The organism is Exiguobacterium sp. PHA03 (assembly GCF_041945985.1).
Lineage (GTDB): Bacteria > Bacillota > Bacilli > Exiguobacteriales > Exiguobacteriaceae > Exiguobacterium_A.
Window position 1 is genome coordinate 1,332,196 of the sequence record NZ_JAUTYQ010000001.1, and the last position, 23,609, is coordinate 1,355,804.

The 23,609-nt window shown below is 46.3% G+C and carries 26 protein-coding genes; 5 read left to right on the plus strand and 21 right to left on the minus strand.

All coding sequences use genetic code 11. The features are described 5' to 3' along the window. Positions 1-6: 6 nt before the first annotated feature. Complete coding sequence (locus Q7C19_RS07130; protein ID WP_023468813.1) at positions 7-531, minus strand: YceD family protein; 525 nt, start codon at positions 529-531, stop codon at positions 7-9. A 156-nt stretch (positions 532-687) separates the two neighbouring features. On the opposite strand from Q7C19_RS07130, the gene Q7C19_RS07135 reads away from it, so the two are divergent. After that, complete coding sequence (locus tag Q7C19_RS07135) at positions 688-1,839, plus strand: tRNA(Met) cytidine acetate ligase (RefSeq protein ID WP_375091909.1); 1,152 nt, start codon at positions 688-690, stop codon at positions 1,837-1,839. On the opposite strand, the gene Q7C19_RS07140 is transcribed toward Q7C19_RS07135, so the two are convergent. The 5 genes from Q7C19_RS07140 to Q7C19_RS07160 are packed head-to-tail and all read right to left on the minus strand — an operon-like array spanning position 1,812 to position 4,648. After that, complete coding sequence (locus Q7C19_RS07140) at positions 1,812-2,810, minus strand: SepM family pheromone-processing serine protease (RefSeq protein WP_052018992.1); 999 nt, start codon at positions 2,808-2,810, stop codon at positions 1,812-1,814. The genes Q7C19_RS07135 and Q7C19_RS07140 overlap by 28 nt on opposite strands. Continuing rightward, complete coding sequence (gene coaD, locus Q7C19_RS07145; protein ID WP_056062364.1) at positions 2,807-3,301, minus strand: pantetheine-phosphate adenylyltransferase; 495 nt, start codon at positions 3,299-3,301, stop codon at positions 2,807-2,809. The genes Q7C19_RS07140 and coaD overlap by 4 nt, the downstream gene beginning before the upstream one ends. Beyond that, positions 3,298-3,879, minus strand: a complete 582-nt coding sequence (gene rsmD, locus Q7C19_RS07150) for a 16S rRNA (guanine(966)-N(2))-methyltransferase RsmD (protein WP_081780349.1) — start codon at positions 3,877-3,879, stop codon at positions 3,298-3,300. The genes coaD and rsmD overlap by 4 nt, the downstream gene beginning before the upstream one ends. Positions 3,880-3,925: 46 nt before the next feature. Further along, entirely contained in the window at positions 3,926-4,183 is a 258-nt protein-coding gene (locus Q7C19_RS07155; protein WP_035406768.1) for a YlbG family protein, read from the minus strand. Between the two features lie 24 nt (positions 4,184-4,207). Next, positions 4,208-4,648 carry a YlbF/YmcA family competence regulator gene (locus tag Q7C19_RS07160; RefSeq protein ID WP_035406766.1) on the minus strand — a complete coding sequence of 147 codons (441 nt, stop codon included), beginning with the start codon at positions 4,646-4,648 and terminating at the stop codon, positions 4,208-4,210. Positions 4,649-4,770: 122 nt separating this feature from the next. Here Q7C19_RS07160 and Q7C19_RS07165 point away from each other — a divergent pair, with 122 nt between their 5' ends. Together Q7C19_RS07165 and Q7C19_RS07170 are read left to right on the plus strand one after the other, a co-directional pair. Beyond that, positions 4,771-5,517: an ATP-grasp domain-containing protein gene (locus tag Q7C19_RS07165; protein ID WP_290782775.1), complete on the plus strand. Its 747-nt coding sequence runs from the start codon at positions 4,771-4,773 to the stop codon at positions 5,515-5,517. A gap of 110 nt (positions 5,518-5,627) precedes the next feature. Further along, a complete protein-coding gene (locus tag Q7C19_RS07170) occupies positions 5,628-5,978 on the plus strand; it encodes a YugN family protein (RefSeq protein ID WP_035406760.1) in 351 nt (116 codons plus the stop codon). 143 nt (positions 5,979-6,121) lie between these two features. Here Q7C19_RS07170 and Q7C19_RS07175 read toward each other — a convergent pair whose 3' ends face one another. From Q7C19_RS07175 to cyoE, 9 genes are all read right to left on the minus strand, one after another. After that, positions 6,122-6,379: a hypothetical protein gene (locus Q7C19_RS07175; protein WP_035406757.1), complete on the minus strand. Its 258-nt coding sequence runs from the start codon at positions 6,377-6,379 to the stop codon at positions 6,122-6,124. Positions 6,380-6,385: 6 nt separating this feature from the next. Next, positions 6,386-6,991, minus strand: a complete 606-nt coding sequence (locus Q7C19_RS07180; protein ID WP_035406755.1) for an SCO family protein — start codon at positions 6,989-6,991, stop codon at positions 6,386-6,388. A gap of 12 nt (positions 6,992-7,003) precedes the next feature. Beyond that, positions 7,004-7,465 (minus strand): DUF420 domain-containing protein, encoded by a 462-nt coding sequence (locus Q7C19_RS07185; RefSeq protein ID WP_290751586.1) that lies wholly within the window; start codon positions 7,463-7,465, stop codon positions 7,004-7,006. 18 nt (positions 7,466-7,483) lie between these two features. Beyond that, on the minus strand, positions 7,484-8,389 hold the full coding sequence (ctaG, locus tag Q7C19_RS07190) for a cytochrome c oxidase assembly factor CtaG (RefSeq protein ID WP_035406749.1): 906 nt from the start codon (positions 8,387-8,389) through the stop codon (positions 7,484-7,486). 131 nt (positions 8,390-8,520) lie between these two features. Then, positions 8,521-8,850: a cytochrome C oxidase subunit IV family protein gene (locus Q7C19_RS07195; protein ID WP_035406746.1), complete on the minus strand. Its 330-nt coding sequence runs from the start codon at positions 8,848-8,850 to the stop codon at positions 8,521-8,523. A 1-nt stretch (position 8,851) separates the two neighbouring features. Continuing rightward, entirely contained in the window at positions 8,852-9,481 is a 630-nt protein-coding gene (locus Q7C19_RS07200; protein ID WP_035406743.1) for a cytochrome c oxidase subunit 3, read from the minus strand. A 1-nt stretch (position 9,482) separates the two neighbouring features. Continuing rightward, positions 9,483-11,351, minus strand: a complete 1,869-nt coding sequence (ctaD, locus tag Q7C19_RS07205; protein WP_052018991.1) for a cytochrome c oxidase subunit I — start codon at positions 11,349-11,351, stop codon at positions 9,483-9,485. A 35-nt stretch (positions 11,352-11,386) separates the two neighbouring features. After that, positions 11,387-12,418 (minus strand): cytochrome c oxidase subunit II, encoded by a 1,032-nt coding sequence (gene coxB / locus Q7C19_RS07210; protein WP_081780348.1) that lies wholly within the window; start codon positions 12,416-12,418, stop codon positions 11,387-11,389. A 64-nt stretch (positions 12,419-12,482) separates the two neighbouring features. Continuing rightward, complete coding sequence (cyoE, locus tag Q7C19_RS07215; RefSeq protein WP_035406737.1) at positions 12,483-13,415, minus strand: heme o synthase; 933 nt, start codon at positions 13,413-13,415, stop codon at positions 12,483-12,485. 342 nt (positions 13,416-13,757) lie between these two features. Here cyoE and Q7C19_RS07220 point away from each other — a divergent pair, with 342 nt between their 5' ends. Next, complete coding sequence (locus tag Q7C19_RS07220) at positions 13,758-14,633, plus strand: COX15/CtaA family protein (protein ID WP_069201484.1); 876 nt, start codon at positions 13,758-13,760, stop codon at positions 14,631-14,633. 48 nt (positions 14,634-14,681) lie between these two features. On the opposite strand, the gene Q7C19_RS07225 is transcribed toward Q7C19_RS07220, so the two are convergent. From Q7C19_RS07225 to Q7C19_RS07240, 4 genes are all read right to left on the minus strand, one after another. Next, a complete protein-coding gene (locus tag Q7C19_RS07225) occupies positions 14,682-16,037 on the minus strand; it encodes a cryptochrome/photolyase family protein (protein ID WP_483867426.1) in 1,356 nt (451 codons plus the stop codon). 75 nt (positions 16,038-16,112) lie between these two features. Then, entirely contained in the window at positions 16,113-19,547 is a 3,435-nt protein-coding gene (locus Q7C19_RS07230) for a pyruvate carboxylase (protein WP_375091911.1), read from the minus strand. After that, a complete protein-coding gene (locus tag Q7C19_RS07235) occupies positions 19,540-20,811 on the minus strand; it encodes an FtsW/RodA/SpoVE family cell cycle protein (RefSeq protein ID WP_035406728.1) in 1,272 nt (423 codons plus the stop codon). The genes Q7C19_RS07230 and Q7C19_RS07235 overlap by 8 nt, the downstream gene beginning before the upstream one ends. A gap of 71 nt (positions 20,812-20,882) precedes the next feature. After that, the gene (locus tag Q7C19_RS07240; protein ID WP_023468835.1) at positions 20,883-21,161 is read right to left on the minus strand and encodes an Fpa/YlaN family protein; all 279 of its coding nucleotides are present in this window, start codon (positions 21,159-21,161) and stop codon (positions 20,883-20,885) included. Positions 21,162-21,284: 123 nt separating this feature from the next. On the opposite strand from Q7C19_RS07240, the gene Q7C19_RS07245 reads away from it, so the two are divergent. Continuing rightward, entirely contained in the window at positions 21,285-21,746 is a 462-nt protein-coding gene (locus tag Q7C19_RS07245) for a hypothetical protein (protein ID WP_056062372.1), read from the plus strand. 38 nt (positions 21,747-21,784) lie between these two features. On the opposite strand, the gene Q7C19_RS07250 is transcribed toward Q7C19_RS07245, so the two are convergent. Then, positions 21,785-23,101 (minus strand): PhoH family protein, encoded by a 1,317-nt coding sequence (locus Q7C19_RS07250; RefSeq protein ID WP_035406722.1) that lies wholly within the window; start codon positions 23,099-23,101, stop codon positions 21,785-21,787. A 40-nt stretch (positions 23,102-23,141) separates the two neighbouring features. Further along, positions 23,142-23,594 (minus strand): PNPOx family protein, encoded by a 453-nt coding sequence (locus Q7C19_RS07255; protein WP_375091912.1) that lies wholly within the window; start codon positions 23,592-23,594, stop codon positions 23,142-23,144. Between the last annotated feature and the right edge of the window lie 15 nt (positions 23,595-23,609).

Genomic DNA, 23,609 nt, shown 5'->3' on the forward strand with positions numbered 1-23,609 from the left:
CAGAAATCAGGAATCCTGATCTTTTTTAAAGAACTGAGCGAGACCCGCGAGTCGCGGATCGATTTTTGGTTCGGTTTCCTCTGGATCCTCTTCAGAAAGAATCGTCCAGCCTTCCCCCTCAACCAACTGATTCTCTTCATCATCCCCATGCACTTGCACTGGCACATGAAGTAAAATCAATTCTTGCACGAGCGGTCGAAGATCGACCGTATTCCCGATCGGCACGTTGATGTCATCTGCTTCGTTCGAAACAGCATCAACCTCGAGCAGGAATGGCTCGATGGATTCAATCTCGAATGGATAAGCGACGTCATTTAGCGTCCGGGCATCCGGAAGCGTCATTTCGCCGGTAATCCGGAGATTGAATATTAATTGATTCGATGTAAACGATGCATTTGCACGAACGTGCACAGGTTGCACCGCCCGGATATCCGGATGGAGGGCGACTAGCTCATTGAGCTCGATCGTCTCGTTAACCTGAAGTTGACCCAGATTGCGCAATTTATTCAATTGCATCAGGGACCATTTCATCCGAATCACCTCAATTGCAACAATATGAATTATAGAGAGGACATCTTGTTTTGTCAATGTTTTTTCTTTACACTGAAATCGCTAGAGAACGAACACTTTTGGACGTCTTTATCCATATTACCGCACTTAATTCGGTTTGCAAAGGAGAAAGTTTTCATGAGGATGACAGCTATCATTTCAGAGTACAATCCGTTTCATAATGGACACTATTATCAAGCGACGACAGCACGACGGGAAACGGATGCCGACGTCATCGTCGCCATCATGAGCGGGACGTTCATGCAACGTGGGGAGCCCGCTTTTACAGACAAATGGACACGTGCTCAAGCAGCAGTCGCAAGTGGTGCCGTTGATCTCGTTCTTGAACTCCCCTTTTATTTTGCCGTCCAACGCGCAGATCGGTTTGCGCTCGGTGGGGTGACGATCGCTGAGACGATTGGTTGTGAGTCACTTTCGTTCGGAAGCGAATGTGGAGACATCCATCCCTTTTTGCATGCGGCATCGGAACAAATTGAAGAGACTCCTGCATATAAGCAAGCGTTACGTGACGGATTAACAGTTGGTCTTTCTTCTGCTCACGCTGCTAGTCAAGCGTTCAAGAGTGTCTCACAGACGCTTGATTTGACACAACCGAACAATACACTTGGTTATTATTATGCTCGCGCCGCGAAGACCGTTTCGCTTCATACGACCAAACGAATTGGAAGTGGCTATCATGACCTATCAACCGGAGCTATTATGAGCGCCACTGCGATACGCGCCCATTACCAGACGCACGGTCAGCTGCTCGCACTTCCCGAACAGACGGAGGACGTCCTGACAAACGCTTCTTTCGCTCATTTTTCGCACTATTATCCATGGATTCGACAACGCCTATTGACGACTCCCGTATCTGAGTTGATACGAATCGCCGGAATTGATGCTTCACTAGCTCCTCGTCTCATCGAAGGTGCCAAACAAGCAGAGACGTTCGATTTCTTTTTAAATCACGTCAAAACACGTCGTTATACGCGTACAAGCCTGCAGCGTGCCATTGTCTATCTGTTGACTTCAACGACAACGGAAGAGGTCGCACGGATTGATTATGATCATGTTGATTTCGTTCGCCCCCTCGCTTTTTCAGAACAAGGACGACTGGCACTTAAGAGTATCAAAACGCGTGTCCCTGTTTTAAGTACGTTCACGAGCCATCCTTGGCTAACAAAAGAAAGCCAAGTGACAGCTGCATACGCACTGCCCTTGGCTCGCTACGACGCGTTGCTCGAACACCGTCGTTTTCCTTATTTCGCTGGAAGTTCTTTTAAATAATCAATCGCATCTTCAACTGTCTTGATCGGAACGAGCTTCATGTTCGTTCCGAGTTTTTTAATGGATGGTTTTGCTTCTTTGTAGTTCTCTCCTGCTGGTACGAACATGATTTCTGCTTCTGCCTCGTCAGCAGCGACTACCTTTTGCCACGCACCACCGATCGGTCCAACTTTACCGCCTTCTTCAATCGTTCCTGTACCGGCAATCTTATGTCCTTTCGCCAAATCACCCGGCGTCAATTGATCATAGATTTCAAGCGTGAACATCATTCCTGCAGAAGGACCACCGACATCCTCGATCTGAAACTTAATAGCGGGGTCTGTCGTTACGTTTGAGATCGGTAATGGTTCATAAATACCAAGTCCGACACGTTTGACTTCTTTCGACAACTGATCCACTCGAATCGTCGTCTTCTTGACTTCCGATTTACGCGTGAACTGAATTGGAACGGCTGTTTTTGCTTTTTTCGATTGAATCGTCTTCATGAAGCCATCAAATGACGTAATCGATTTCCCATCGACGCCCGTGATCCGGTCTCCAGCTTTCAGTTTCCCTTCGGCTGGACCACCTGGAATGACACCGGACACATAGACCCCTTTAAAGTCGATATCGACCTTTTTATCAGCTAATTCATAGGCCTCGATCGTCGCATTATGTTGTGCTTCTTCCATGTATAGTTTCTGACGTGTTTCATACTGTGCATCTGACTCTCCGTCGTACAAATAATCACTTACGCTCGACGTTTCGGAAAACGGTAGGAAGAGGCTTTCTACGAGGAAGTAAGGGGTTGCTCGACGTTGGGCGATCGTCAGCATCATCAAATCGCCTGGCTCCTTGTCACCCCCAGACACATCAATCAAATCTTCAGTCGATGTCGCATCACCTGGATAGGAGATAAAATACGGAAGTGGAACGAAAAACACGAGCAAGGCAGCAATGACCGCTGCTAAGGCGGGTTTCCAAGCTTTCATCGCAGTTCTCCTCTCGTATATCTCTGACGTAGCGCCTCTTCGACGGAAGATGGCACGAGATCAACGACGGAAGCACCGTATTTGGCCGCTTCCTTGACGATCGAAGAACTTAAGAAGGAATACTGGTTATTCGTCATCATGAACAGTGTCTCGATTTGATCGTTCATCTTTTTGTTGATGGATGCGACCTGCATTTCATACTCAAAGTCCGAGACCGCCCGTAGACCACGGACGATCGCGGTTGCGCCGACTTCCGCTGCGTAATCGACGAGCAAACCATTGAAGGAATCGACCTTGATATGTGGTAGATGCGACGTCACATCTGCAATCAACTCCATCCGTTCCTCAACAGAAAAGAGCGGTTGCTTCGAAGAATTGTTCAATACGGCAACGATGATCTCATCAAAAATCGGAACAGCCCGTTCAATGATGTCTAAATGTCCGTTCGTGATTGGATCAAAGCTCCCTGGGCAAATGGCGATTCGTTTCATACGTGGTCTTCCTCCGCTTCCATAAATTCATATAACGTGATTGAGATGACAGCGGAATAACGAAGTCGACGAACGACCTCTAGCCGTCCGATCCGGTCCGGTAATACAACAGCAGAGTCATGTTCACACACGATGACACCATTGTCTGTCAGCATGTCGTGTTGCTCTATGTACGTGACGTGTTCCGTCAGTCGTTCTTTTGCATAGGGAGGGTCTAAATAAATTAATTTAAATGGCTTTTCGGAGGCTAGTTCCGTCAAGGCGATCGTAACGTCTTTTTTCAACACACGTGCTTGATCCGTATAGTGCGTCGTCTGCAAGTTATCTTGAATGGTCTGAATGGCTTTATGGTGTTGGTCGACGAATACCGCCTCATCGCATCCTCTCGAAAGAGACTCGATGCCAAGACCACCACTACCCGCAAACAGATCAAGCGCTCGTCCTCCATTGAAATAGGGACCGATGACGTTGAACAACGATTCTTTTACTTTATCCGTCGTCGGTCGTGTCTGATCCCCTGGTACTGCTTTTAGCCGCGTTCCTTTCCGTTCCCCTGAAATGACTCGCATTTCCTTCATTCCTTTCAACAAAGAAGCGACGAGGATGTCCTCATCGCTCCTTGGATTATGCTTCTTCTTGCATTTTACCTTTTTTATTCGCGAACGTCTCCGTGATGAACGGTCGTTCTGAACGTTTGATCGATTCGACGAACGGAAGAGTCGAAATGACTTCCATCACCTGTTCATGCTGATCTAAATCGACATACAGATGCACGTATCGTTCACGTTTAGACGTAAAGTAGACGTTCCCGTAACGGCGTAATTGACGGGATGCTTTCATCGCATTGACATAGACGATGAGTCCCACTCGTTCCTTGATCACGCCAGCCTACCCCCTTCATCTTCATTATCCGCTACAACTGCAACTTCCACCGGTCGAACAGCCTCCGGCACATCCTTGGTCAAAGAATGGATTCCCCGTTGGTACTTTGATTTGCGGTGATACTTCACCAGCGAGTTTCAGACTAATTTGTCCAAGTAGCGTCTCGAGTTGTTTTTCTGCTTTTTTAAACTGCGCGACTTCCTCTTGTAGATCAAGTCGACGTTTGACTTCATGGACCTTTTTTGTGATCGTCTGATAGTCCGGATGGTACCGTCCAAATCGTTGCACGAGCTCGTAATCTTCTTTGACTTGATGAAAGTCTCGAATGACGGACTGTGCCTCCACTGACTCTTGCTGTGCTTGTTTCGCACATCTATATGCTTGCCCCGTTTCACTTTGAGCGAGAGATCGAATGAGGTCTTCCGCTGCGTTGATGAGGTCAATCGTCTTATCGGTATATATCACAACGAATCTCCTCCTTAACTTTACCATCTTATCATAACATTTCTCTCCCTCCTAGCCCGTTGAATTGTGTATAATTTGTTCAGAAGGAAGGAATGAACTTTATGCAACTGCTCTCTTTTAATATGTTCCGGACGATTGGAATCAAGACGGAACATGCCAAATCAGATTATCACTTTGATTCCTTGAAAAAGATTGAACAGGCGGACGTCGTCTTGTTCCCGGAATACTGGCAAATCCACTCGATCATCTATGGAATGAAGAAGCCGATCTTTCCATCTGCCGCTACGTTCCACCTAGGTCATGACAAAATCGAGATGACTCGGATTTTTCAGACCGTCATTCCGGACAATATCCCTCGGACAGGCATCTACGGGAAAAATGAGTTCACGGTCGATCGAGTCTTACGTGAATTTTCGTTTCCGTTCGTCGCTAAGACAGTCCGTAGTTCGATGGGGCAAGGTGTCCATCTCATCAAAAATGAAGCGGACTGGAAGAAATACACGGATACACACGAGACGTTCTACATCCAAGAGTACATTCCGAACGAAAAGGATTTACGTGTCGTCGTCGTCGGTGATCAAGTCCTCGCGGCGTATTGGCGCGTCGGTGGTGCACAGTTCTTAAATAACGTCGCTCAAGGTGGCGTCCTTGATTTCGATGATGTGCCACAAGGTGCAATTGATTTCGTGCTCGCGCTTGCGAAACAGCTTGATATCGATCACGCTGGTTTTGATCTTATCATCCGCGACGGACAATGGTACGTTCTCGAGTTCAACGTCTTCTTTGGTGGTGAAGGACTTAATCACCTCGGCATTCATGCACCAGATACGATCCTTGAGTACGTTGAACGAAAATACGGAAGTTCATGAATTCTTCAAAATGACTTCACAACTTTTACGTCATCGTTTCATTCATTATGGTATGATAGTTTGGAAAGACTAGTATCTACTAGCAAACTGGGGTATAGGGGGATTCAAACATGAAGTTTGAACAATATGGCATCGAAGGCAAGGAACTGAAGTTCGGTCTTCTTGAAACAATTATGGATCATCACCGTTTCGTTCGCGAAGGACAATGGGATTACGAACGTGCGATGTACGACATGAAATACGAAAAACAATCAACAGGCGAAGTATTCTATCTCCGTGTTCCAGTCTATGCGATCCAAGGTGAGATCGAAGACCGTCACGCTGTCGTCCGTATGATGACACCACTTCTAGGGAAACATTACTATCCACACGGCGTCGAGTATGATGAGACGTTCCCACCGGAAATCGTCAAGGACTGCGAACGTCGTTTAGCAGCACTGCTTGAAACACTTGAAAAATAAGCTACACGTAGAGGTTCCAATCGGGACCTCTATTTTTTTCGGTCTTTTTTCCAATAAAAAAGCCGATGACTTCGTACTACTTATGAAGTCATCGGCTTATTACCTATCTGTATAGTGATTGCGCAGCGTTCGTGTGTTTTATCTTAGCGCGTGACGAATTGTACGTAAGACACGACGTCATCGCCGAGTTGAATCTTAAGTTGTTGACGTACATGTTGATAGAGCGCATGCAGTGACGTCGCTGAGACATCCACTTTTACACTAAAAGCAATCTCTTCCCAGTCCATCCGTTTAATCCGATAGTGTCGAACCCCGTAATCTTCGATCGTACAAGCGAGTAACTCCTCGATTGCTTGAACAGAGACGATCACATCTCCTTGCATGTAATCTTCATAAGTCATCTTCCTTCACTCCTTCGCTAGTTGTGTGACTGAAGACATGACTTCTTCCAAGTCGACTGGTTCGTCCGGTGTCTTCGCCATCGAAGAGATCGCCCGAACTTTGTTCTCACGGTCTAAAATAAACATTTGCGTCCCGTGTGTCACTAAGCCGCTTTCTGCTTTTGAATAATAGAAGTTCAACTGACGTGTCAGACGATCGATGACGACTGGGTCTCCTGTCAGTACTCTCCATCCTTCAGCATCTGCTTCGAAGTTGGAAGCATACGTTTTTAAGACTTTCGGTGTATCGACTTTCGGATCGACTGTCACTGCAACGAGCTCGACGTCACTTCCATATAGCTCTTCGCTACGAAGCTTTTTCTCTAGTTTCCGATAATCATTTAGCGTCAATGGACAAATATCAGGACAGTTCGAATAGAAGAATGTCAATACCTTGACCTTTCCATCTTCCGAGTTAAACGACTTACCGTTCACGGCGTTCGTTAATTCAAATGGTGTCGGCTCAGCGATAACAGGCAATTTTTCTTTCATGAAGAAATAATAATATCCCCCGGCTGCCGCAACTAAGATGAGGACAACGGCAGCAACCGTCAAGTAACTATTTTTTTTCAAGTTGGCTCCCCCTTAATGACTCCAGATCGCCCGGAATACGTTCGTCGTCTCACCAGGATCGTAGACGACATATAATAGACAATAGACGATGACGCCGGTGATTGCCGTCAAAAACCAAATGATCGAAGCAACTGGTCCGATTTTACGATGACGCGCAAAGTTCTTCTTATAGGCATGATAGAGCGCCATCAATCCAAGCACCCCACCGGATGTCGCAAGTAGGATGTGGAAAATCAAGAATCCTGTGTAATATGGCTTGACGGATGCAGGACCACCAAAAGCGGTATTACCAAGTAGAATCGTCCGTAAGGCGTACATAATGAAAAACAGTAAAGCGAGTGCAGCAGCGATTGTCATCACGGTTTGGTGAGCTTTCATGTTGCGACGTGTCTGAGCAATCAAGAACCAGCCAATCGCTACGAAAATCGCACTGATGACAATCAGCGATACACAAATCAACGGCAAATAACTCATGTTCCAACTTCCTCCAATTTAATCCGCTTTTGGTGTGAAGGACATGCCTTCATCCACGGCAGTACTTTTCGAACGGCGTACCCATGTAAAGAAGGTCAATCCGAAGAATAGACCGTATACGAGTTCTTGACCGAGCTTCATCAGGACACCACCGAAGCGTTGATCCTCTAGTAAGTCATCAGTCGTTCCAAGCAATCGTTCCAGATTCAACCCGCTCAAATCATTGTTCGGCATACAGTAAGCGAGTACTTTCGCGAACGTCGCTGGATCCTGATACGCTTGATACTGGAAACTTTGACTAAAGATCATGAACGCACAAGCAGGTGTCAATAAGACACCGTTCGCGACGATATAGACCATCTTCTTCAGGTCAGACAAACTATCGTTTTCGTTGACGGGTGCAATGATCGGATACCACATCGTCATGCTCAAGAAAATAAGTGTTCCATGGAACAGACGGTGAACGGTATAGTTCGTCAGGACATAATCAAAAATAAATGGCATATGATAAAACGTAAACAAGGCATTAAAGACGACGAGTGCAATCAACGGCTTGACGAAGAAACGAAGAATCTTCCCAAGATACGGTATATTGAACAAGCGCTTATAAAGCCACTCTGGTAGTGCAATCAACAAGAGCGGCGGTGCGACCATATAGACGAATACCATCTGCAACATATGTGCAGAGAAGGTGATATGCGCTAGCAGGTCTAACGGACTTCCAAAACCGATGTAAAAAACGACCAATGCCGCGAGCATCGAAAATTTTTGTCCGAGCGTTGTTTCCGGCTCGTCCGGACGACGCAGCTTTTCTGTCACGACAGCATATAGGATATACAATCCAACGAGTATCAACGCATAATACGGACTCCATAAGACAGTCCATTCGAATTGCGAAAGTGCTCCCCTTAAATTGCCTAACATATTTCTTCACCCCGTTCCTTTCTCTTACAAACTAAGATTACCGTTCCCCTATTTCATTGTAAAGGTTTCTCATAAAACGATTCCAAAATAAAAGACCATCCTGCTAAACGTTAGCAGAATGGTCACATTTCTTACCAGATTAACAGACGGAGCGTTGCGACGATCGTCAAGGCGACGAATATACCAAGACCCATCATAACTTTGATCCATGTGTTGCCTTTATTGTTCATGTGCATGAACATATAAAGCTGGAGATAAACTTGAACGATTGCCATGATGATCAAGAATCCACCAGCTGCCCAGTGAGGCATGAGATCTGCCATGACTGCACCGAAAGCGATGAGCGTCAAGAAAATCATGAGTGCGAAACTGATGAGTTGCAGTTGAGTCTCACGACCACGTTCTGCTTTCATTTCGAGTTCGACTTGATTGCGTGTTAATTGCGGTTCGTGTTTTTCCATCTTATTTCACCATCCCCATGAGGTAGACGACTGAGAAGATAAAGACCCAGACGACGTCAATGAAGTGCCAGTAAAGACTTGAAACATAATACTTCGGCGCGTTCACGACTGTAATGCCACGATTCCAGTTCCGGATCAACAATGTCGAGATCCAAAGAAGACCAAATAAGACGTGTCCACCGTGGAACCCAACGAGTGTATAGAAGGCAGAACCAAATGCACTCGACGTAAACGTATGACCGATGTGGTAGTAGTGATTGAACTCATAGATCTCACCACTTAAGAATCCAAGACCGAGAAGCAATGTGATGATGAGCCAAAGCTTCATCTTTTTCACATCGTTACGTTTCATTGCCATCATTGCAAGAACGCTTGTCAACGAACTTGTCAAGAGGAGCATCGTCATGATGAAGACGAGACCCATTTCGAAGATGTCATAACTGCGTAGACCTTCTTTAGCACCGGAGTTATGAAGTCCGATGTATGTTCCGAAGAGAGAGGCGAACAAAGTCGTCTCTCCTCCAAGGAAGAACCAGAAGGCTACATATTTATTCTTACCCTCAAGTGTTGCTTTTTCAACATGATCCGGAATACCCGTGATCGGGTTGTTTGGTACTGAATGATGACCCATCTTACTTCGCCTCCTTTTCTGCTTCAAGGCGTAGATCTTCTTCGACGACTGATTTCGGGATGTAGTATCCTTCATCGTCGATCCAAGAACGGAAGAACATCGCGATGAATGTCATCGCAAGACCAATCAAGGCAATGACCAGACCGACAGTACCGTAATCTAGGCGAAGAATGAATCCAAGACCTGCAAGGAACAGACCGACTGACATAACGAACGGCAAGATCGAGTTGTTCGGCATGTGGATATCACCGACTTCTTCCGAAACAGAGACTGTTTTGTTACCTGCCATTTTTTCGAGCCAGTACGTATCTAAACCTTTGACGAGTGGAATTTGTGCGAAGTTGTATTCTGGAGTTGGAACAGGAAGTGTCCACTCAAGCGTACGTCCATCGCCCCATACGTCGCGTTTTACATATTCTTTTGACATCAATGCGGCAACGATCGAGATGACGAGAATGATCGTCGACACACCCATGAAGGCTGCACCGATTGAAGAAAGTAAGTTCATTGTTTCCCAGCCTTGGTTTGGCAAGTACGTGAAGACACGACGTGGCATACCTGTAAGACCAAGAATATGTTGTGGGAAGAATGTCAAATGGAAGCCGATGAAGAACAACCAGAATTGAATTTTACCCCAGAACTCGTTGAGTTGTTTCCCGAACATGAGTGGGAACCAGTAGTAAAGACCTGCGAAGAGACCAAAGACGACCCCACCAACGATAACGTAGTGGAAGTGGGCAACGACGAAATAACTGTCGTGGTACTGATAATCGGCAGGTGCTACTGAAAGCATGACCCCTGTCATACCACCAACAAGGAATGATGGAATGAAGGCGACCGAATAAAGCATCGCGACTGGGAACGTCAACTTCCCGCCCCATAGCGTAAAGAGCCAGTTGAAGATCTTGACCCCTGTCGGTACAGCGATCGCCATCGTCGCTACTGCGAAGATCGCGTTCGCAACCGGACCGAGACCGACTGTGAACATGTGGTGAACCCATACCATGAATCCGAGGAAACCGATCAACATCGTCGCAAAGACCATCGTCGTGTATCCGAAGAGACGTTTACGAGCAAACGTAGGGATGATTTCAGAGAAGATACCGAATGCCGGTAAAATCAAGATGTAAACTTCCGGGTGACCGAAGATCCAGAAGAGGTGTTCCCAGATGACGATGTTCCCGCCCGCTGCCGGGTCAAAGAAATGCGCTCCGAAGAGTCGCTCGAACGTCAAGAGGAACAATCCAACCGTAAGTGGTGGGAATGCGAAAACGATCAAGGCAGAAGCAACGAATGCTGTCCATGTGAAGAGCGGCATCCGCATCAGTTTCATACCTGGTGCACGCATGTTCAAAATTGTAACGAGGAAGTTGATCCCCCCCATAAGTGTACCGAAACCAGAAATCTGTAACCCGAGTGAGTAGAAGTCAACACCAAGCGACTCTGGTACTGTCGAGAGTGGTGCGTAAGCTGTCCAACCTGCGTTTGGCGCAGCGCCGAAGAACCATGAAAGGTTCAGTAAGACTCCACCAAAGAAGAACAACCAAAAACCAAGTGCATTTAAGAATGGGAACGCAACATCGCGTGCTCCGATTTGAAGCGGTACTGCTGCGTTCATGTAACCGATCAACATCGGCATCGCTGCCAAGAAGATCATCGTCGTACCGTGCATCGTGATCAATTGGTTAAAAAGTTCACCGCTGACGAAATCGTTCATCGGTTTAATCAATTGAAAACGAATCATTAGGGCTTCTACGCCACCAACTAGAAGGAAGAACAATCCAGAGATGATGTAGAGAATCCCGATTTTCTTATGGTCGACTGTCGTTAGCCAGTCCATGATGCCGCTTTTTTTCTGCGGCATACCCATAGTATGTGTCCCCACTATGATTCCCCCTTAAAAAATTATTGGAGCTTTTTGTCCAATAGATAATCTGCCAATTCGCTCAATTCTTCATCGCTGATCTTATCTTCAGAGAATCCAGGCATTTTTGTACCTTGTTTCTCTTTTTGTGGATCGCGAATCCATTTTTCGAGGTTTTCTTTATCATGCTTGAGGTAACCCGCGATACGCTGACGATCACCGAAGTTCGTCAAGCTAGGTGCGACTTTCCCGCCGCCATGACAGCTGAGACAGTTCTGGGCGTAGACTTGCTCACCAGTCGTCCAGTTCTTTTCATTCTTTTTATCAAGCTGTTTTGTTTCTGCTTCTTTTGCAGATTTCATGTCTTTCAACCATTTGTCGTAGTCATCCTGCTCCATCGCAACGACTTTAAAGTCCATCAATGCGTGAGAAGGACCACACAACTCGGCACATTTACCGTAGTACGTGCCTGCTTCTTTTGCTTGTAACCACATTTCGTTATCAAGACCTGGGTTTGTATCTGTCTTACCAGAAAGAGCCGGTACCCAGAATGAGTGAATGACGTCTTTAGACGTCAAGTTAACCGCAACACGTTTACCGACTGGGATGACAAGTTCTTGTCCTGTCGAAACACCTTTGTCTGGATATTCGAATTCCCACCAGTAAAGGTTCGCTGTAACGTTGATTTGTTCGTTTTTCTTCGCTTCTTTTGCATCCGCAAGTTCAACCGTTGTTTTGATCGTCGGAATTGCAAGAACGATCAAGAGAAGGATCGGAATAACTGTCCAGATGATTTCAAGCGTGTGGTTCCCTTCGACTTGCTTCGGAACCGTGTTATCACCTGATTTACGACGGAATTTCATAAGTACGTAAATATAAATGACGGCTACGATCGCAAGGACGAACAACATGACCCACAAGCTAAGCTTGATGATCTCAAGTTGCATTTCAGCGCCTTCTCCGCGAGGCTGTAGCGCAGACAATTCCGGAATTCCACAACCTGATAACATGAGTGCCATCAAGCCGATTGGAAGAAGCCGGAAGAGCATTTTTACTGATTTTTTCACAACCATCCCCACTTTCTTTGTCCCCAATTTTGTCTTTCGTAATGGTGTACGTGAATTATGTCAAATCGTTTTAGAAAGAAACGAGTACGACCGTCACGATCCAAGCCGTGAAATAAAACAGTGAGAAGAAGAACATCTTCGACGCCCATTTGATTTCGGCTTGTTCATCTTGGATCTTCAGACCTTTCAGTCCCATATAGAGCCAATATCCACCGAGCAATGCCATGACGATCATGTAGATGATGCCATAGTGTGCTAAGAGGAGTGATGATGGAATAAGTACTGCAATCCACCATACAATTTGTCGTTTCGTGATCGCGAATCCGTTTACGACAGGTAACATCGGGATACCTGCTGCCCGATACTCCTCTGTCCGTCGCATCGCGAGTGCGAGGAAATGTGGTGGTTGCCACACGAACATGATGAGGAATAAAATCCACGCATCAATGTGAAGCGTCGGAGTGACTGCCGCAAATCCAATGATTGGTGGCACAGCTCCTGATATACCACCTACGACTGTATTGATCGTGTGTGTTCGCTTTAACCACATCGTATAAATCACGACGTAAACGAATGATCCGATCAATCCGAACACTGCCGCCACATGGTTGACGATCAACAACAATACCGTACCGGTCGCAAGAATCCCGAGTCCTAGCGCGAGTATTCGCTGTCCATCCATCTTCCCAGTAACGCTTGGTCTTCCCATCGTCCGTTCCATCTTATAATCGATGTCCCGGTCAATGTAGTTATTGAGGTAGCAACTTCCGGCAATGACTAATCCACTCCCGAGAAGCGTCCACAGTAACATCCACTTGGTTTGCCATAGATACAATAGGACATCATCCGTTATGTACGATGCCGCTACGACATACCCTGCGAAGACCGTAATCAGATTGGCACGGACGATCCCCATTTTTGCTAGGGTGATATAGTCCTTGAATGTGGGCTGATCCGCCTGCTCGATTGCCATATCCAGTGCCTCTCCAGTAACTTTCGCCATGCTGTTCCCTCCTTTTCACCATCTGCTTCCGTGTAGCACCTAGGCTTCACGTAATTTCTTCACAGAAATAACACAGACATGCCACGAAACGTCCTTTTCTCTATAAAAGATACCACATATTTAGGACCGTGACGTATGAAAATACTTTCGACATAATGAACAAAATGTGAAATCTATGTGATTTTCATCACAGTTCACCATATTTACCTAATACTAGAATAGCGTTGTTCTAAAAGATTGCAAGCGTTTCGAGACTTTTTATGCGATACTAGTCCTATGGAAATCCATGTATTTCGTATTTTTTAGAAAGGTGGTGTCCAAATCTTGAATCGAAAGCTTTCGATGTTTTCAGCCTTCGTCACGTTTACGATGATGATCGTCTTGCTGATGGGTGGGACAGTCACAAAAACGGACTCGGGAGATGGCTGCGGAACAGATTGGCCACTCTGTCATGGGGAACTCATCCCGACAAACCCAAGTGTTGAAACGATGATTGAATATAGTCACCGCGCTGTGACCGGAGTCGTTGGACTCCTAATCATCGCCTTATGTCTCTGGACGCTCGTTGCCTTTAAGGATCGATTAGATACGAAGATTTTTGCATTTCTTGCCTTCATCTTCATGTTGATTCAATCCATCGTCGGAGCAGGAGCTGTCGTTTGGCAACAATCAGATCTCGTCATGGCGTTACATTTTGGTATCTCCTTGATTTCCTTTGCTGCCTTATTGATTTTAACGATATTGATCATGGAGCGTCCTGGTCAGGAATTCAGGGAATCTGTCCCAGCATTCTTGCGTAAGCTCTTGTACGGTCTGCTCGTCTACACGCTGATCGTCGTCTATACTGGTGCTTACGTTCGCCATGTTGGCGCTACATATGCGTGTGTGGGTTGGCCCGTTTGTTCCCAACCGTCGATGACGTTCGAAGCCTGGGTCCAAATGATTCACCGAATCATGGCTGGGCTATTATTCCTCTATACGTTGTTCGTTCATATTACAGCCATTCGCTTAAAACACCGGACGACGAAAATCGGCATGGCATTCGCGACGTTCTTCATCTCGTGTCAAGTTGCTACAGGTGCTTGGATCGTTCTCGGTGGACATGCAACATATGTACCGTTACTGCACGCCTTCTTGATTACGTGTTATTTCGGTGTCTTATCCTACTTGACGTATCATGCATTCCGAACACGTAAAGCAAATAGCCGTCTTCAATAAGGTCGTAAAAAAAAGGATGTTCCTCCGCTGAGGAATATCCTTTTTTCATTATTTGAATCGAGCGATTGCACGCTTTCGCGCTTCATCATGTGCAACGATTGGTTCTGGGTATCCAGAGTCTTCTCGTTGTTGCTGCGTCGGTTCATGAATATATTGCTTCGACAGATCTTTGATTTCCGTGACATACTGCCGAATGAACTCTCCGTCCTTATCGAACTTCTTTGATTGTGTCGTCGGATTGAAGACTCGGAAGTACGGTACGGCATCCGTCCCGACCGATGCCGCCCATTGCCAACCACCGATGTTCGAAGCCGCTTCATAATCGACGAGTTTCTGTTGGAAATAACGTTCCCCTTTTTGCCAATCGATCAATAGATCTTTTGTCAGGAACGACGCGACGATCATCCGCAGACGATTATGCATCCAACCGGTTTGGTTCAATTGACGCATCGCTGCATCGACGATCGGATAGCCGGTTTTCCCTTCACACCAAGCCTTGAATCCGTCCTCGTTTTCTTCCCACTCGATTTCTCGGTACTGGGTGTTGACCGCTTGTCGTTTCGATTCCGGGAAGTGCATTAAAATCATGTAATAGAACTCACGCCAGATGAGTTCGGTGATGAATGTCTGCTTCCCTTTCGACTCTTTTGCATCTTGAATAGCTGCATAGACCGTTCGAATCCCGATCTCACCGGTCCGTAGATAACGTGAGAGTAAACTCGTACCGTCCATCGCTGGAAGATCGCGATTCTCTTCGTAGTTTTCAAGCGATTGCTCGATGAATTTCTTTAAGCGTTGTTTCGCTTGCTTCTCACCCGGATGAAATGCCGCATCAGACTGTGCCTTTTTAAAATAGGCATCAATAAAACTATTAGTGTGCTGGCGCTTATGATAATGATCCCGTAGCGTTTGCCACTTCACATCATAGGGTGTTGGAATTTCTTTTTTCATGAACGCATTCTTATACGGCGTGAATACTTTATAGAACTTTCCATCCTGCTTTTTAATGTCATGTGGATGGAGCAGATGCCGGTCTAACAAGCGCTCCGTTTGTCGTTCCTTACGTTTTTTGATGATTCCCTCATCCCGCGCCTTGAATGGTTCGACATATTCCGCGTTGAATAACAAAACGTCCGCATCATTGGTTGCATCTAAGAAAGCTTGTTCATCGCCTTCGATGAAGCGAATCGGTATCTCTTTTTCTTTACAATCATCTGAAAACAATTCGAGCGCTTGAAAGAAATATTGTTGCCGCGCTTCGTATTCTCCAATGTAATCTGGATTGAGCCAAAAGACGAACTCGACTGTCGCTTTTGGATTTTCCTTCAGTAATTCAATCGCACGTGCCAACATGTGGTTGTCTTGTAATCGAAAATCGCTTCGAATCCAACAAATGATGTTCAACCGCATCCTCTCCCATTACATATTGAATGAAAAACAGGCAGCCCGCCGAGCGTGCGCCTGTTTTTCATTGTGACCTTATACGAATTCAATCAATAAGTCTTGACTCGCAATAGCTTCGCCTTCTTTAACATGGACGGCTTTGATCTCACCGTCTTCTGGTGCTTGGATCGTCGTTTCCATCTTCATCGCTTCCGTAACGAGAAGTTGTTCTCCTTTACGGACACGAGTGCCTGTCTCAACGAGTACCTTCAGCACACTACCCGGCATCGACGCACCGATCTGTTTTGCGTTACTTCGATCTGCTTTTGGACGGCTTGATGAACTTTCCTTAATACTGATGTCCTTGACTTCGACTTCACGAGGAACACCATTCATCTCATAATAGATTGTCCGCATCCCGTGATCGTCTGGCTGACCGATTTGAATCAACTTGAGATATAGTGTCTTCCCTCGTTCAATTTCGACCTCGATCGTTTCGCCTAGCCGCATACCGTGGAAGAATGTATTCGTATCAAGAACCGAGATATCGCCATATCGCGCGACATACGAACTGTAGTCCATAAAGACTTTTGGATAGAGCGCGTAAGCGAGAGCATCAAATTCAGTGACTGGTCGTTCAAGTTTCTCAAACAACTCATTTTTTATTGCATCAAAGTTGAGTGGTTGCATCATCTTACCAGGACGTTCCGTCAACGGAGCAGCTCCCTTCAAGATGGCACGTTGTACTTCTTGCGGGAAACCGTCCGGCGGAGTTCCGAGTTCGCCCTTCATCAGTTCAACGACTGAATCCGGGAAATCAAGTCCACTTGCTCGGTGCAGTACGTCTTCTTCCGTCAGATGATGTTGGACCATGAAGAGCGCCATGTCTCCAACGACTTTCGACGACGGTGTGACTTTAACGATATCGCCAAACAACATGTTGACACGCGCATACATTTCTTTGACTTCAGACCAACGATCCGCAAGCCCGACCGCTTTTGCTTGTTGCTGTAAGTTCGAATATTGCCCACCCGGCATCTCATGATCGTAGACGGTTGGATTTGGTGCGATCATATCAAGTTCGAATGCTTGATACAAATGACGCACGTCCTGCCAATAGTCCGAAATCTGTTCGAACTTCTGTGCTGAGACGAGTGGTTGACGTGGATGACCACTTAGGGCATGAATCAAGCTACCACCCGCTGGCTGACTCGTCAGTCCTGACATACTTGATGCCGCGACGTCAACGACGTCGACCCCGGCATCGATCGCACGCGCATACGTATAAATCCCGTTTCCACTCGCATCATGGGTGTGAAGATGGATTGGTAACGATACTGCATCTTTAAGTGCCGATACAAGCGCATAGGCTGCTTCCGGTTTCAAGAGACCCGCCATATCCTTGATGGCAATGATGTGAGCACCGCTCTCTTCCAGTTGTTTCGCCAGATTGACGTAATACGGCAGATGATATTTCGGACGATTCGCATCGAACAGATCCCCTGTGTAACAGACAGCTGCTTCCGCGATTTTACCTGTTGGCAAGACCGCATCGATGGCGAGTTGAATTGATTCCGGGTTGTTCAAGCTGTCGAAAATCCGGAAGACATCGACTCCCGCTTGCGCCGCTTCCTTGACGAAGGTATGGATGACATTATCTGGATAGTTCTTGTAACCAACGCCGTTCGCACCGCGAAGTAACATCTGAATCAGGACGTTCGGCATCTTTTCACGCAATTTCATCAGACGAACCCATGGATCCTCTGATAAGAATCGATACGCGACATCAAACGTTGCCCCTCCCCATGCCTCGACTGAGAACAATTCAGGAAGCAGTTTCGCTTCCGCCTCTGCGATCGCAACGAGATCCTTCGTCCGCATTCGTGTCGCAAGTAACGATTGATGAGCGTCACGGAATGTCGTATCCGTTAACAAAACGTTGTCTTGTGCTTTCAACCATTTCGCGACAGCTTCCGGTCCTTCTGCATCAAGGATCGCTTTTGCGCCTGGCGTGTAGTCTGCCGGAAGATTTTTTGGAATTCGGACGTCACGCGCAAGTGGCTTGTCCAGTTTTCCGATTCCCGGGAATCCATTGACGGAAACCTCTCCGATGTACGTCAACAGCTTCGTTCCCCGGTCTTGACGTTTTGGGAAGATGAATAATTCTTGTGTATCATCGATAAACGATGTATTGTAATCGCCGCTGACGAACGCGTGGTGTTTCAAGACATTGCTCAAGAATGGGATGTTCGTCTTAATACCACGAATCCGGAATTCACTTAAGTTTCGACGCATTTTCGCGACCGCTTGGTCATACGTCAAACCGTGCGTCGAGATTTTAACGAGCAACGAGTCATAATACGGTGAAATTTCTGCTCCGACATAGGCATTCCCACCATCGAGACGTACGCCAAAGCCGCCTGGTGAACGATACGCTTTAATCTTACCTGTATCCGGCAAGAAGCCGTTCTCTGGGTCCTCTGAAGTAATTCGGCTCTGGATCGCAAAACCAAGCATCTTAATCTCTTCTTGTTGTGGAATGCCGACAAGGTCGCTATGTAACGATTCGCCTTCAGCAACACGGATTTGAGTCTGAACGATGTCAACGCCTGTGATCATCTCCGTAATCGTATGCTCGACTTGTACACGTGGGTTGACTTCGATGAAATAGAACGATTCATCTTGTGTGACGAGAAATTCGACCGTACCCGCATTTTCGTATCCGACATGTTTCATCAACGTGACAGCCGCGTCACAGATCTTTTTACGCCCTTCTTCTGAAAGCGTGACACATGGCGCCACTTCGACGACTTTTTGGTGACGTCGTTGTACGGAACAGTCTCGTTCAAACAAATGAATGATGTTTCCATGTGCATCCCCTATGATTTGGACTTCAATATGTTTTGGTCGTTCGATTAATTTTTCAACGTAAATTTCATCCGAACCGAATGCTTTTAAAGCTTCAGATTTCGCTCGTTCAATCATGTCTGGAAGCTCTTCTTCTGTCCGGACGACACGCATACCACGTCCACCACCACCAAGCGATGCTTTGACCATGAGTGGATAGCCTGCTTCTTTTGAGAACGCATACGCTTCATCAATTGATGAGATCGGACCATCTGTTCCTGGAATGACAGGAAGACCCGCTTCAATTGCAGTCGTCCGTGCCCGTACCTTATCTCCGAACTTATACAGGTGATCTTCTTGCGGCCCGATGAAGATGATTCCTTCTTCGCGGCAACGTTTGGCTAGCTCAATATTCTCAGAGAGGAATCCATAACCAGGATGGATCGCATCACATTCGGCTTTTTTCGCTGTTGCGATGATATCTTCAATGTCGAGGTAGGCTTCGATCGGTTTTTTTCCTTCTCCGATCCGGTACGCTTCATCGGCTTTATAACGATGAAGAGAACCCATGTCCTCTCGTGAATAAATAGCAACGGTACGAATACCGAGTTCTGTCGCTGCACGGAAAACGCGAATCGCGATCTCCCCGCGGTTTGCTACGAGAATCTTCTGGATTTTAGTCAACTGATGCTCCCCCTTTAGTTAATGAGCTCGTGGCACTCATCGAACGTGCAGTTTGCACTTCTTTATGATAAGCCACCCGATATTTGTTTTGCATAGAAATGTTTGCCATTACACCAAGCATCGTACTCATGACGAGTAACGATGACCCACCGTAACTGATGAATGGCAAGGTGACACCTGTACCTGGAAACAGACCAGACATGGCTGCAATATTGATACATGTCTGGATGAAAATAATACCGGAAATCCCAAGTGCGAGCATGCTCGAATAAAGTGAGACACACCGGTTAGCGATGATCGCCCCTTGAATCATCAGGTAAAACAATAGACCGAGTACGACAAGGACCCCGATGAAGCCGAGTTCTTCCGAGATGATCGACATGATGTAGTCGGTTTCAGGCTCTGGCAGATAACCATACTTTTGAAAACTATTCCCAAGACCCACTCCGAACAATCCCCCATGGGCAATCGATATGACGGAGTTGATGAGCTGATATCCCTTACCTTCTGCGTCAAGAAAGGGATTCAAACTCGCTTGAATCCGTTGCATCTGATTATCCGAAAAATTGTTCCATGCGTACAAGAAGATGATCGGAACGGTAACGACACATAACATGATGTAACCACTCGGTAATCCTACTGCAAATAAAATCATCGCCGTGATGAGTAACAGAATGAATAATCCGCCGTCATCCGGTTGCATACGAATGATGATCGCGTAAGGTGCAAGTAACACAAGCATTGGAATCAAGATCCAGTCCGAGAAACTAAGTAAAATCCGTTTTCCGGGGGACGTCGCTGGAATTTGACGATGGATGAAGTGATGGACAATCCCAATCACGCCATCCATCTTTCCTTTGTGCTTTTGATCAAAATAACTGGCAAGCCCGACGACGAGCACGAATTTACAAAGCTCGATTGGTTGAATTAAGAAGATACCGAAGTTCAACCAGGCGCGAGCTCCGTTTAGGGGAGCCGAAAATAGTGTTGCCATCAGCATCAACCATGTAATCGCGTACAAGAGTAAACGAATGACTGGTCCACGAAATACTTCATGATTCACTTGCGAAACTAAAAGGAACAGCACGATGGCCATCGCATCGAACATCAACTGCTTCTCAAAGAAGGACGTATTCGCATAATCGCCACCGTTCCAAACGCTGGCACTATAGACCATGACTGTACTGATCGCCATGAGGATGAGCATCGTAAAGAAGAGACCGTAGTCAAAAAATGCTCGTTTTTCTTTAAACTTCGCTAACATATGTACACGTCCTTTTTTTCGTTTTCTAAAAAAAAATACCCAAACGCCGCATTTCACGTTTGAGTAGAAAATCAGCACGTCTCCGCATCATGTAAATCAGATAATTGCTGTTCAAGTGATTCGAGCAACTGTTTCCCTTCACCCGCATCAATCAGTTCAAGACGTACCGCAAAATCAATCTGACGGGACAATCCGAACATTTGTGTATCCAATACTTCCTCGTAAAGAGGACATTGTGGCATCGTTAAATTCGCAAGCTGGACCTCGATCAACCGGCGGATTTTTTGTGCATCCGCTTCTAGTAGCTCAAGAGCGCGCTGGCGATGAACTGTCTCGATTTCAGTTGACAATCCAATCCCTCCTCATCAAATGACGCGTTCCTGTTATAGCTAAACTTTACCTTACTTTCGCCAACAATTCAACGTTTCGGTATAATGGATTTGTTGGACTTACACATTTAGGGGGTATAACAAATGATTTTTCCGATTAACGGTAAAGTACGGCACCAGTTGACGATTGATCCGACAGTTTGGATCTTTGATGAACGAAAGGTTGCGATTGAGAAGATTGGCCAACCAGCAGATACGAGCGAACAAGAGGCGTACTACGCGAAAATGGGGGCAGCGTGGGATAAAGGCATCATGGAAGGCAGTCGTACGGATCATAATCGTCCGATGACACGCGCTGAAAAAGAAGCCGCGCTTCAAGGGTCATTCGCCATGGCGCTCGCACCGTTCATCCGGAATGCTGAACTCTTACCGGAAGCGACCGCTATTCGTTTCGAAGGTGAAGAAACGGTCGAACTTCCACTTGAGCAACTCGACGAAGTGTACCTGCAGTTCTCACAAGACGGCAAAGTGTTAGCAGATGGACCCGTTCACCTGTTGCACGGACAACGGATCGTCAAATCTGTTCACACGGTTACCGTCATATAAGGAAAACGTGGTGCGCCTGAATAGACGCACCACGTTTTTTATAATAAGTCGGCTGCGAGGCGCGCCAGATTCGAGCGTTCCCCTTTGACGAGTTTGACGTGTCCCGTCATTTTCTCATTTTTAAGGCGTTCTACGGCGTAGGATAAACCGTTCGAATATTCATCTAAATACGGGTGATCGATCTGTTGTGGATCACCCACTAACACGATTTTTGAGTTTTCACCGACACGTGTTAAAATCGTCTTGACTTCGTGTTTCGTCAAATTCTGCGCTTCATCGATGATGATGAATTGCCCCGGCATGCTCCGTCCTCGAATATATGTCAACGCTTCCAGTTGAATCGTCTTCATTCCCGCGAGAATGTTACCAAGTTCGTCTCCTGATCCCGTATTAAAGAGATGTTCGAGGTTATCGTAGATCGGTTGCATCCACGGACGAAGCTTTTCCTCCATCTCACCTGGCAAGTAGCCAATATCATTTCCCATCGGCACGACTGGACGAGCAACGACAAGTTTTTTATATTTATGCTCGTCTTCTACTTGCAGGAGCCCCGCAGCGAGTGCAAGTAATGTCTTTCCGGTACCTGCCTTCCCAACGAGTGTAACGAGCGGTACATCGTCTCGAAGTAATAACTCAAACGCCATCCGTTGTTGAACGTTTCGGGGAATAACACCCCAGACTTGATCGACATCGATCGAAAGTGCCCGGATGATCGGCAAATTCTGATCAACGACAGCAATGGCAGAGGCTTTTGACATATTACTTTTTAGAATGATGAATTCATTCGGTTGCACTTTTTCCGGCAATACATCAACTGAAAGTCGTTTATCCTGATAGAAAGCATCGATATATTCTTGATCGACGGTCACTTCGATGAATCCTGTATAAAGACCAGTCAAGTCAGCGATATGATCCGTCATATAGTCCTCAGCGACTAATCCATACGCATCCGCTTTAACGCGGACTAAGATATCTTTTGAGACGAGAATGACATCTCGTGGCGTCGCTTCAGTTTGTTGTTCACGATGAATCGACCATGCGAGCTCGATAATCTTATTATCGTTCGATTCATGGATAAACGGCGAGCCCTCGTAAATGGAGTCACCGATATCGACGCGAAGAATGCCACCGTTACCAAGCGGAACTCCCGCATGAAGCTGACCGGTTTCCCGCAATTGGTCTAAAATGCGAGCTGTTTCTCGTGCGTTGCGCCCCACCTCATCCATGTTGCGTTTTTTTCCATCCAGTTCTTCTAGTACTATCGCTGGTATGACGACATCATGCTCTTGAAACTGAAAGAGAGAAAGTGGATCGTGCAGCATGACATTGGTATCAAGTACGTATATTTTTTTCATTCCATCGTTCGCCCCTTTAGAGTCGAGTTTGTGATGAATGTTACGCTTTTAGGATGCGATGAACAAGTTGATCCAACCGTTCAGCTGCCTGTTCATCGTATGTTTTTTCAATGGTCGGTCGTTGTGTGACAGCTGCTCCGTAAAATAAGATGTCACGTACCTCTTCGACGCGCCCCTCATAAAAAGAGAGCGAAAGTGGAAGTGGTTCTTGCGGCGTAAACACCTTGACGTCCGTACACGTTAAGCTGTGTGTCGACTGCTCTGCAAAGAAGATCAAGGTGAAAACCGGATGTTCTCGTAACGTTTTGACGAGATGAGAATCTGCTTCGATCGCAAAACGAACCGTTTGTGAATCCTTCGCATATACCCAACTAATTGCATGTGTGATCGGCCAATGTTTGGATTGATCATGCGTGATCAAAAAAACAAGTGGTAATTGTGATAACGCATCTACTTGATGTGAGCTGAGATGTTGCTCTACTTTATTTGCCATGACATCACCTCCTCT

Bases quoted from the DNA above. Each gene is read 5' to 3' on its own strand.
- coaD (WP_056062364.1), bottom strand. From the start codon at position 3,301: ATGAAACGAATCGCCATTTGCCCAGGGAGCTTTGATCCAATCACGAAC.
- ctaD (WP_052018991.1), bottom strand. From the start codon at position 11,351: ATGGGTATGCCGCAGAAAAAAAGCGGCATCATGGACTGGCTAACGACA.
- Q7C19_RS07140 (WP_052018992.1), bottom strand. From the start codon at position 2,810: ATGAAAGCTTGGAAACCCGCCTTAGCAGCGGTCATTGCTGCCTTGCTC.
- Q7C19_RS07250 (WP_035406722.1), bottom strand. From the start codon at position 23,101: ATGAAAAAAATATACGTACTTGATACCAATGTCATGCTGCACGATCCA.
- Q7C19_RS07245 (WP_056062372.1), top strand. From the start codon at position 21,285: ATGATTTTTCCGATTAACGGTAAAGTACGGCACCAGTTGACGATTGAT.
- Q7C19_RS07200 (WP_035406743.1), bottom strand. From the start codon at position 9,481: ATGGGTCATCATTCAGTACCAAACAACCCGATCACGGGTATTCCGGAT.
- Q7C19_RS07255 (WP_375091912.1), bottom strand. From the start codon at position 23,594: ATGGCAAATAAAGTAGAGCAACATCTCAGCTCACATCAAGTAGATGCG.
- ctaG (WP_035406749.1), bottom strand. From the start codon at position 8,389: ATGTTAGGCAATTTAAGGGGAGCACTTTCGCAATTCGAATGGACTGTC.
- Q7C19_RS07170 (WP_035406760.1), top strand. From the start codon at position 5,628: ATGAAGTTTGAACAATATGGCATCGAAGGCAAGGAACTGAAGTTCGGT.
- Q7C19_RS07165 (WP_290782775.1), top strand. From the start codon at position 4,771: ATGTTCCGGACGATTGGAATCAAGACGGAACATGCCAAATCAGATTAT.
- Q7C19_RS07195 (WP_035406746.1), bottom strand. From the start codon at position 8,850: ATGGAAAAACACGAACCGCAATTAACACGCAATCAAGTCGAACTCGAA.
- coxB (WP_081780348.1), bottom strand. From the start codon at position 12,418: ATGGTTGTGAAAAAATCAGTAAAAATGCTCTTCCGGCTTCTTCCAATC.
- Q7C19_RS07220 (WP_069201484.1), top strand. From the start codon at position 13,758: ATGTTTTCAGCCTTCGTCACGTTTACGATGATGATCGTCTTGCTGATG.
- Q7C19_RS07175 (WP_035406757.1), bottom strand. From the start codon at position 6,379: ATGACTTATGAAGATTACATGCAAGGAGATGTGATCGTCTCTGTTCAA.
- Q7C19_RS07185 (WP_290751586.1), bottom strand. From the start codon at position 7,465: ATGAGTTATTTGCCGTTGATTTGTGTATCGCTGATTGTCATCAGTGCG.
- Q7C19_RS07130 (WP_023468813.1), bottom strand. From the start codon at position 531: ATGAAATGGTCCCTGATGCAATTGAATAAATTGCGCAATCTGGGTCAA.
- Q7C19_RS07235 (WP_035406728.1), bottom strand. From the start codon at position 20,811: ATGTTAGCGAAGTTTAAAGAAAAACGAGCATTTTTTGACTACGGTCTC.
- Q7C19_RS07135 (WP_375091909.1), top strand. From the start codon at position 688: ATGAGGATGACAGCTATCATTTCAGAGTACAATCCGTTTCATAATGGA.
- rsmD (WP_081780349.1), bottom strand. From the start codon at position 3,879: ATGAAGGAAATGCGAGTCATTTCAGGGGAACGGAAAGGAACGCGGCTA.
- cyoE (WP_035406737.1), bottom strand. From the start codon at position 13,415: ATGGCGAAAGTTACTGGAGAGGCACTGGATATGGCAATCGAGCAGGCG.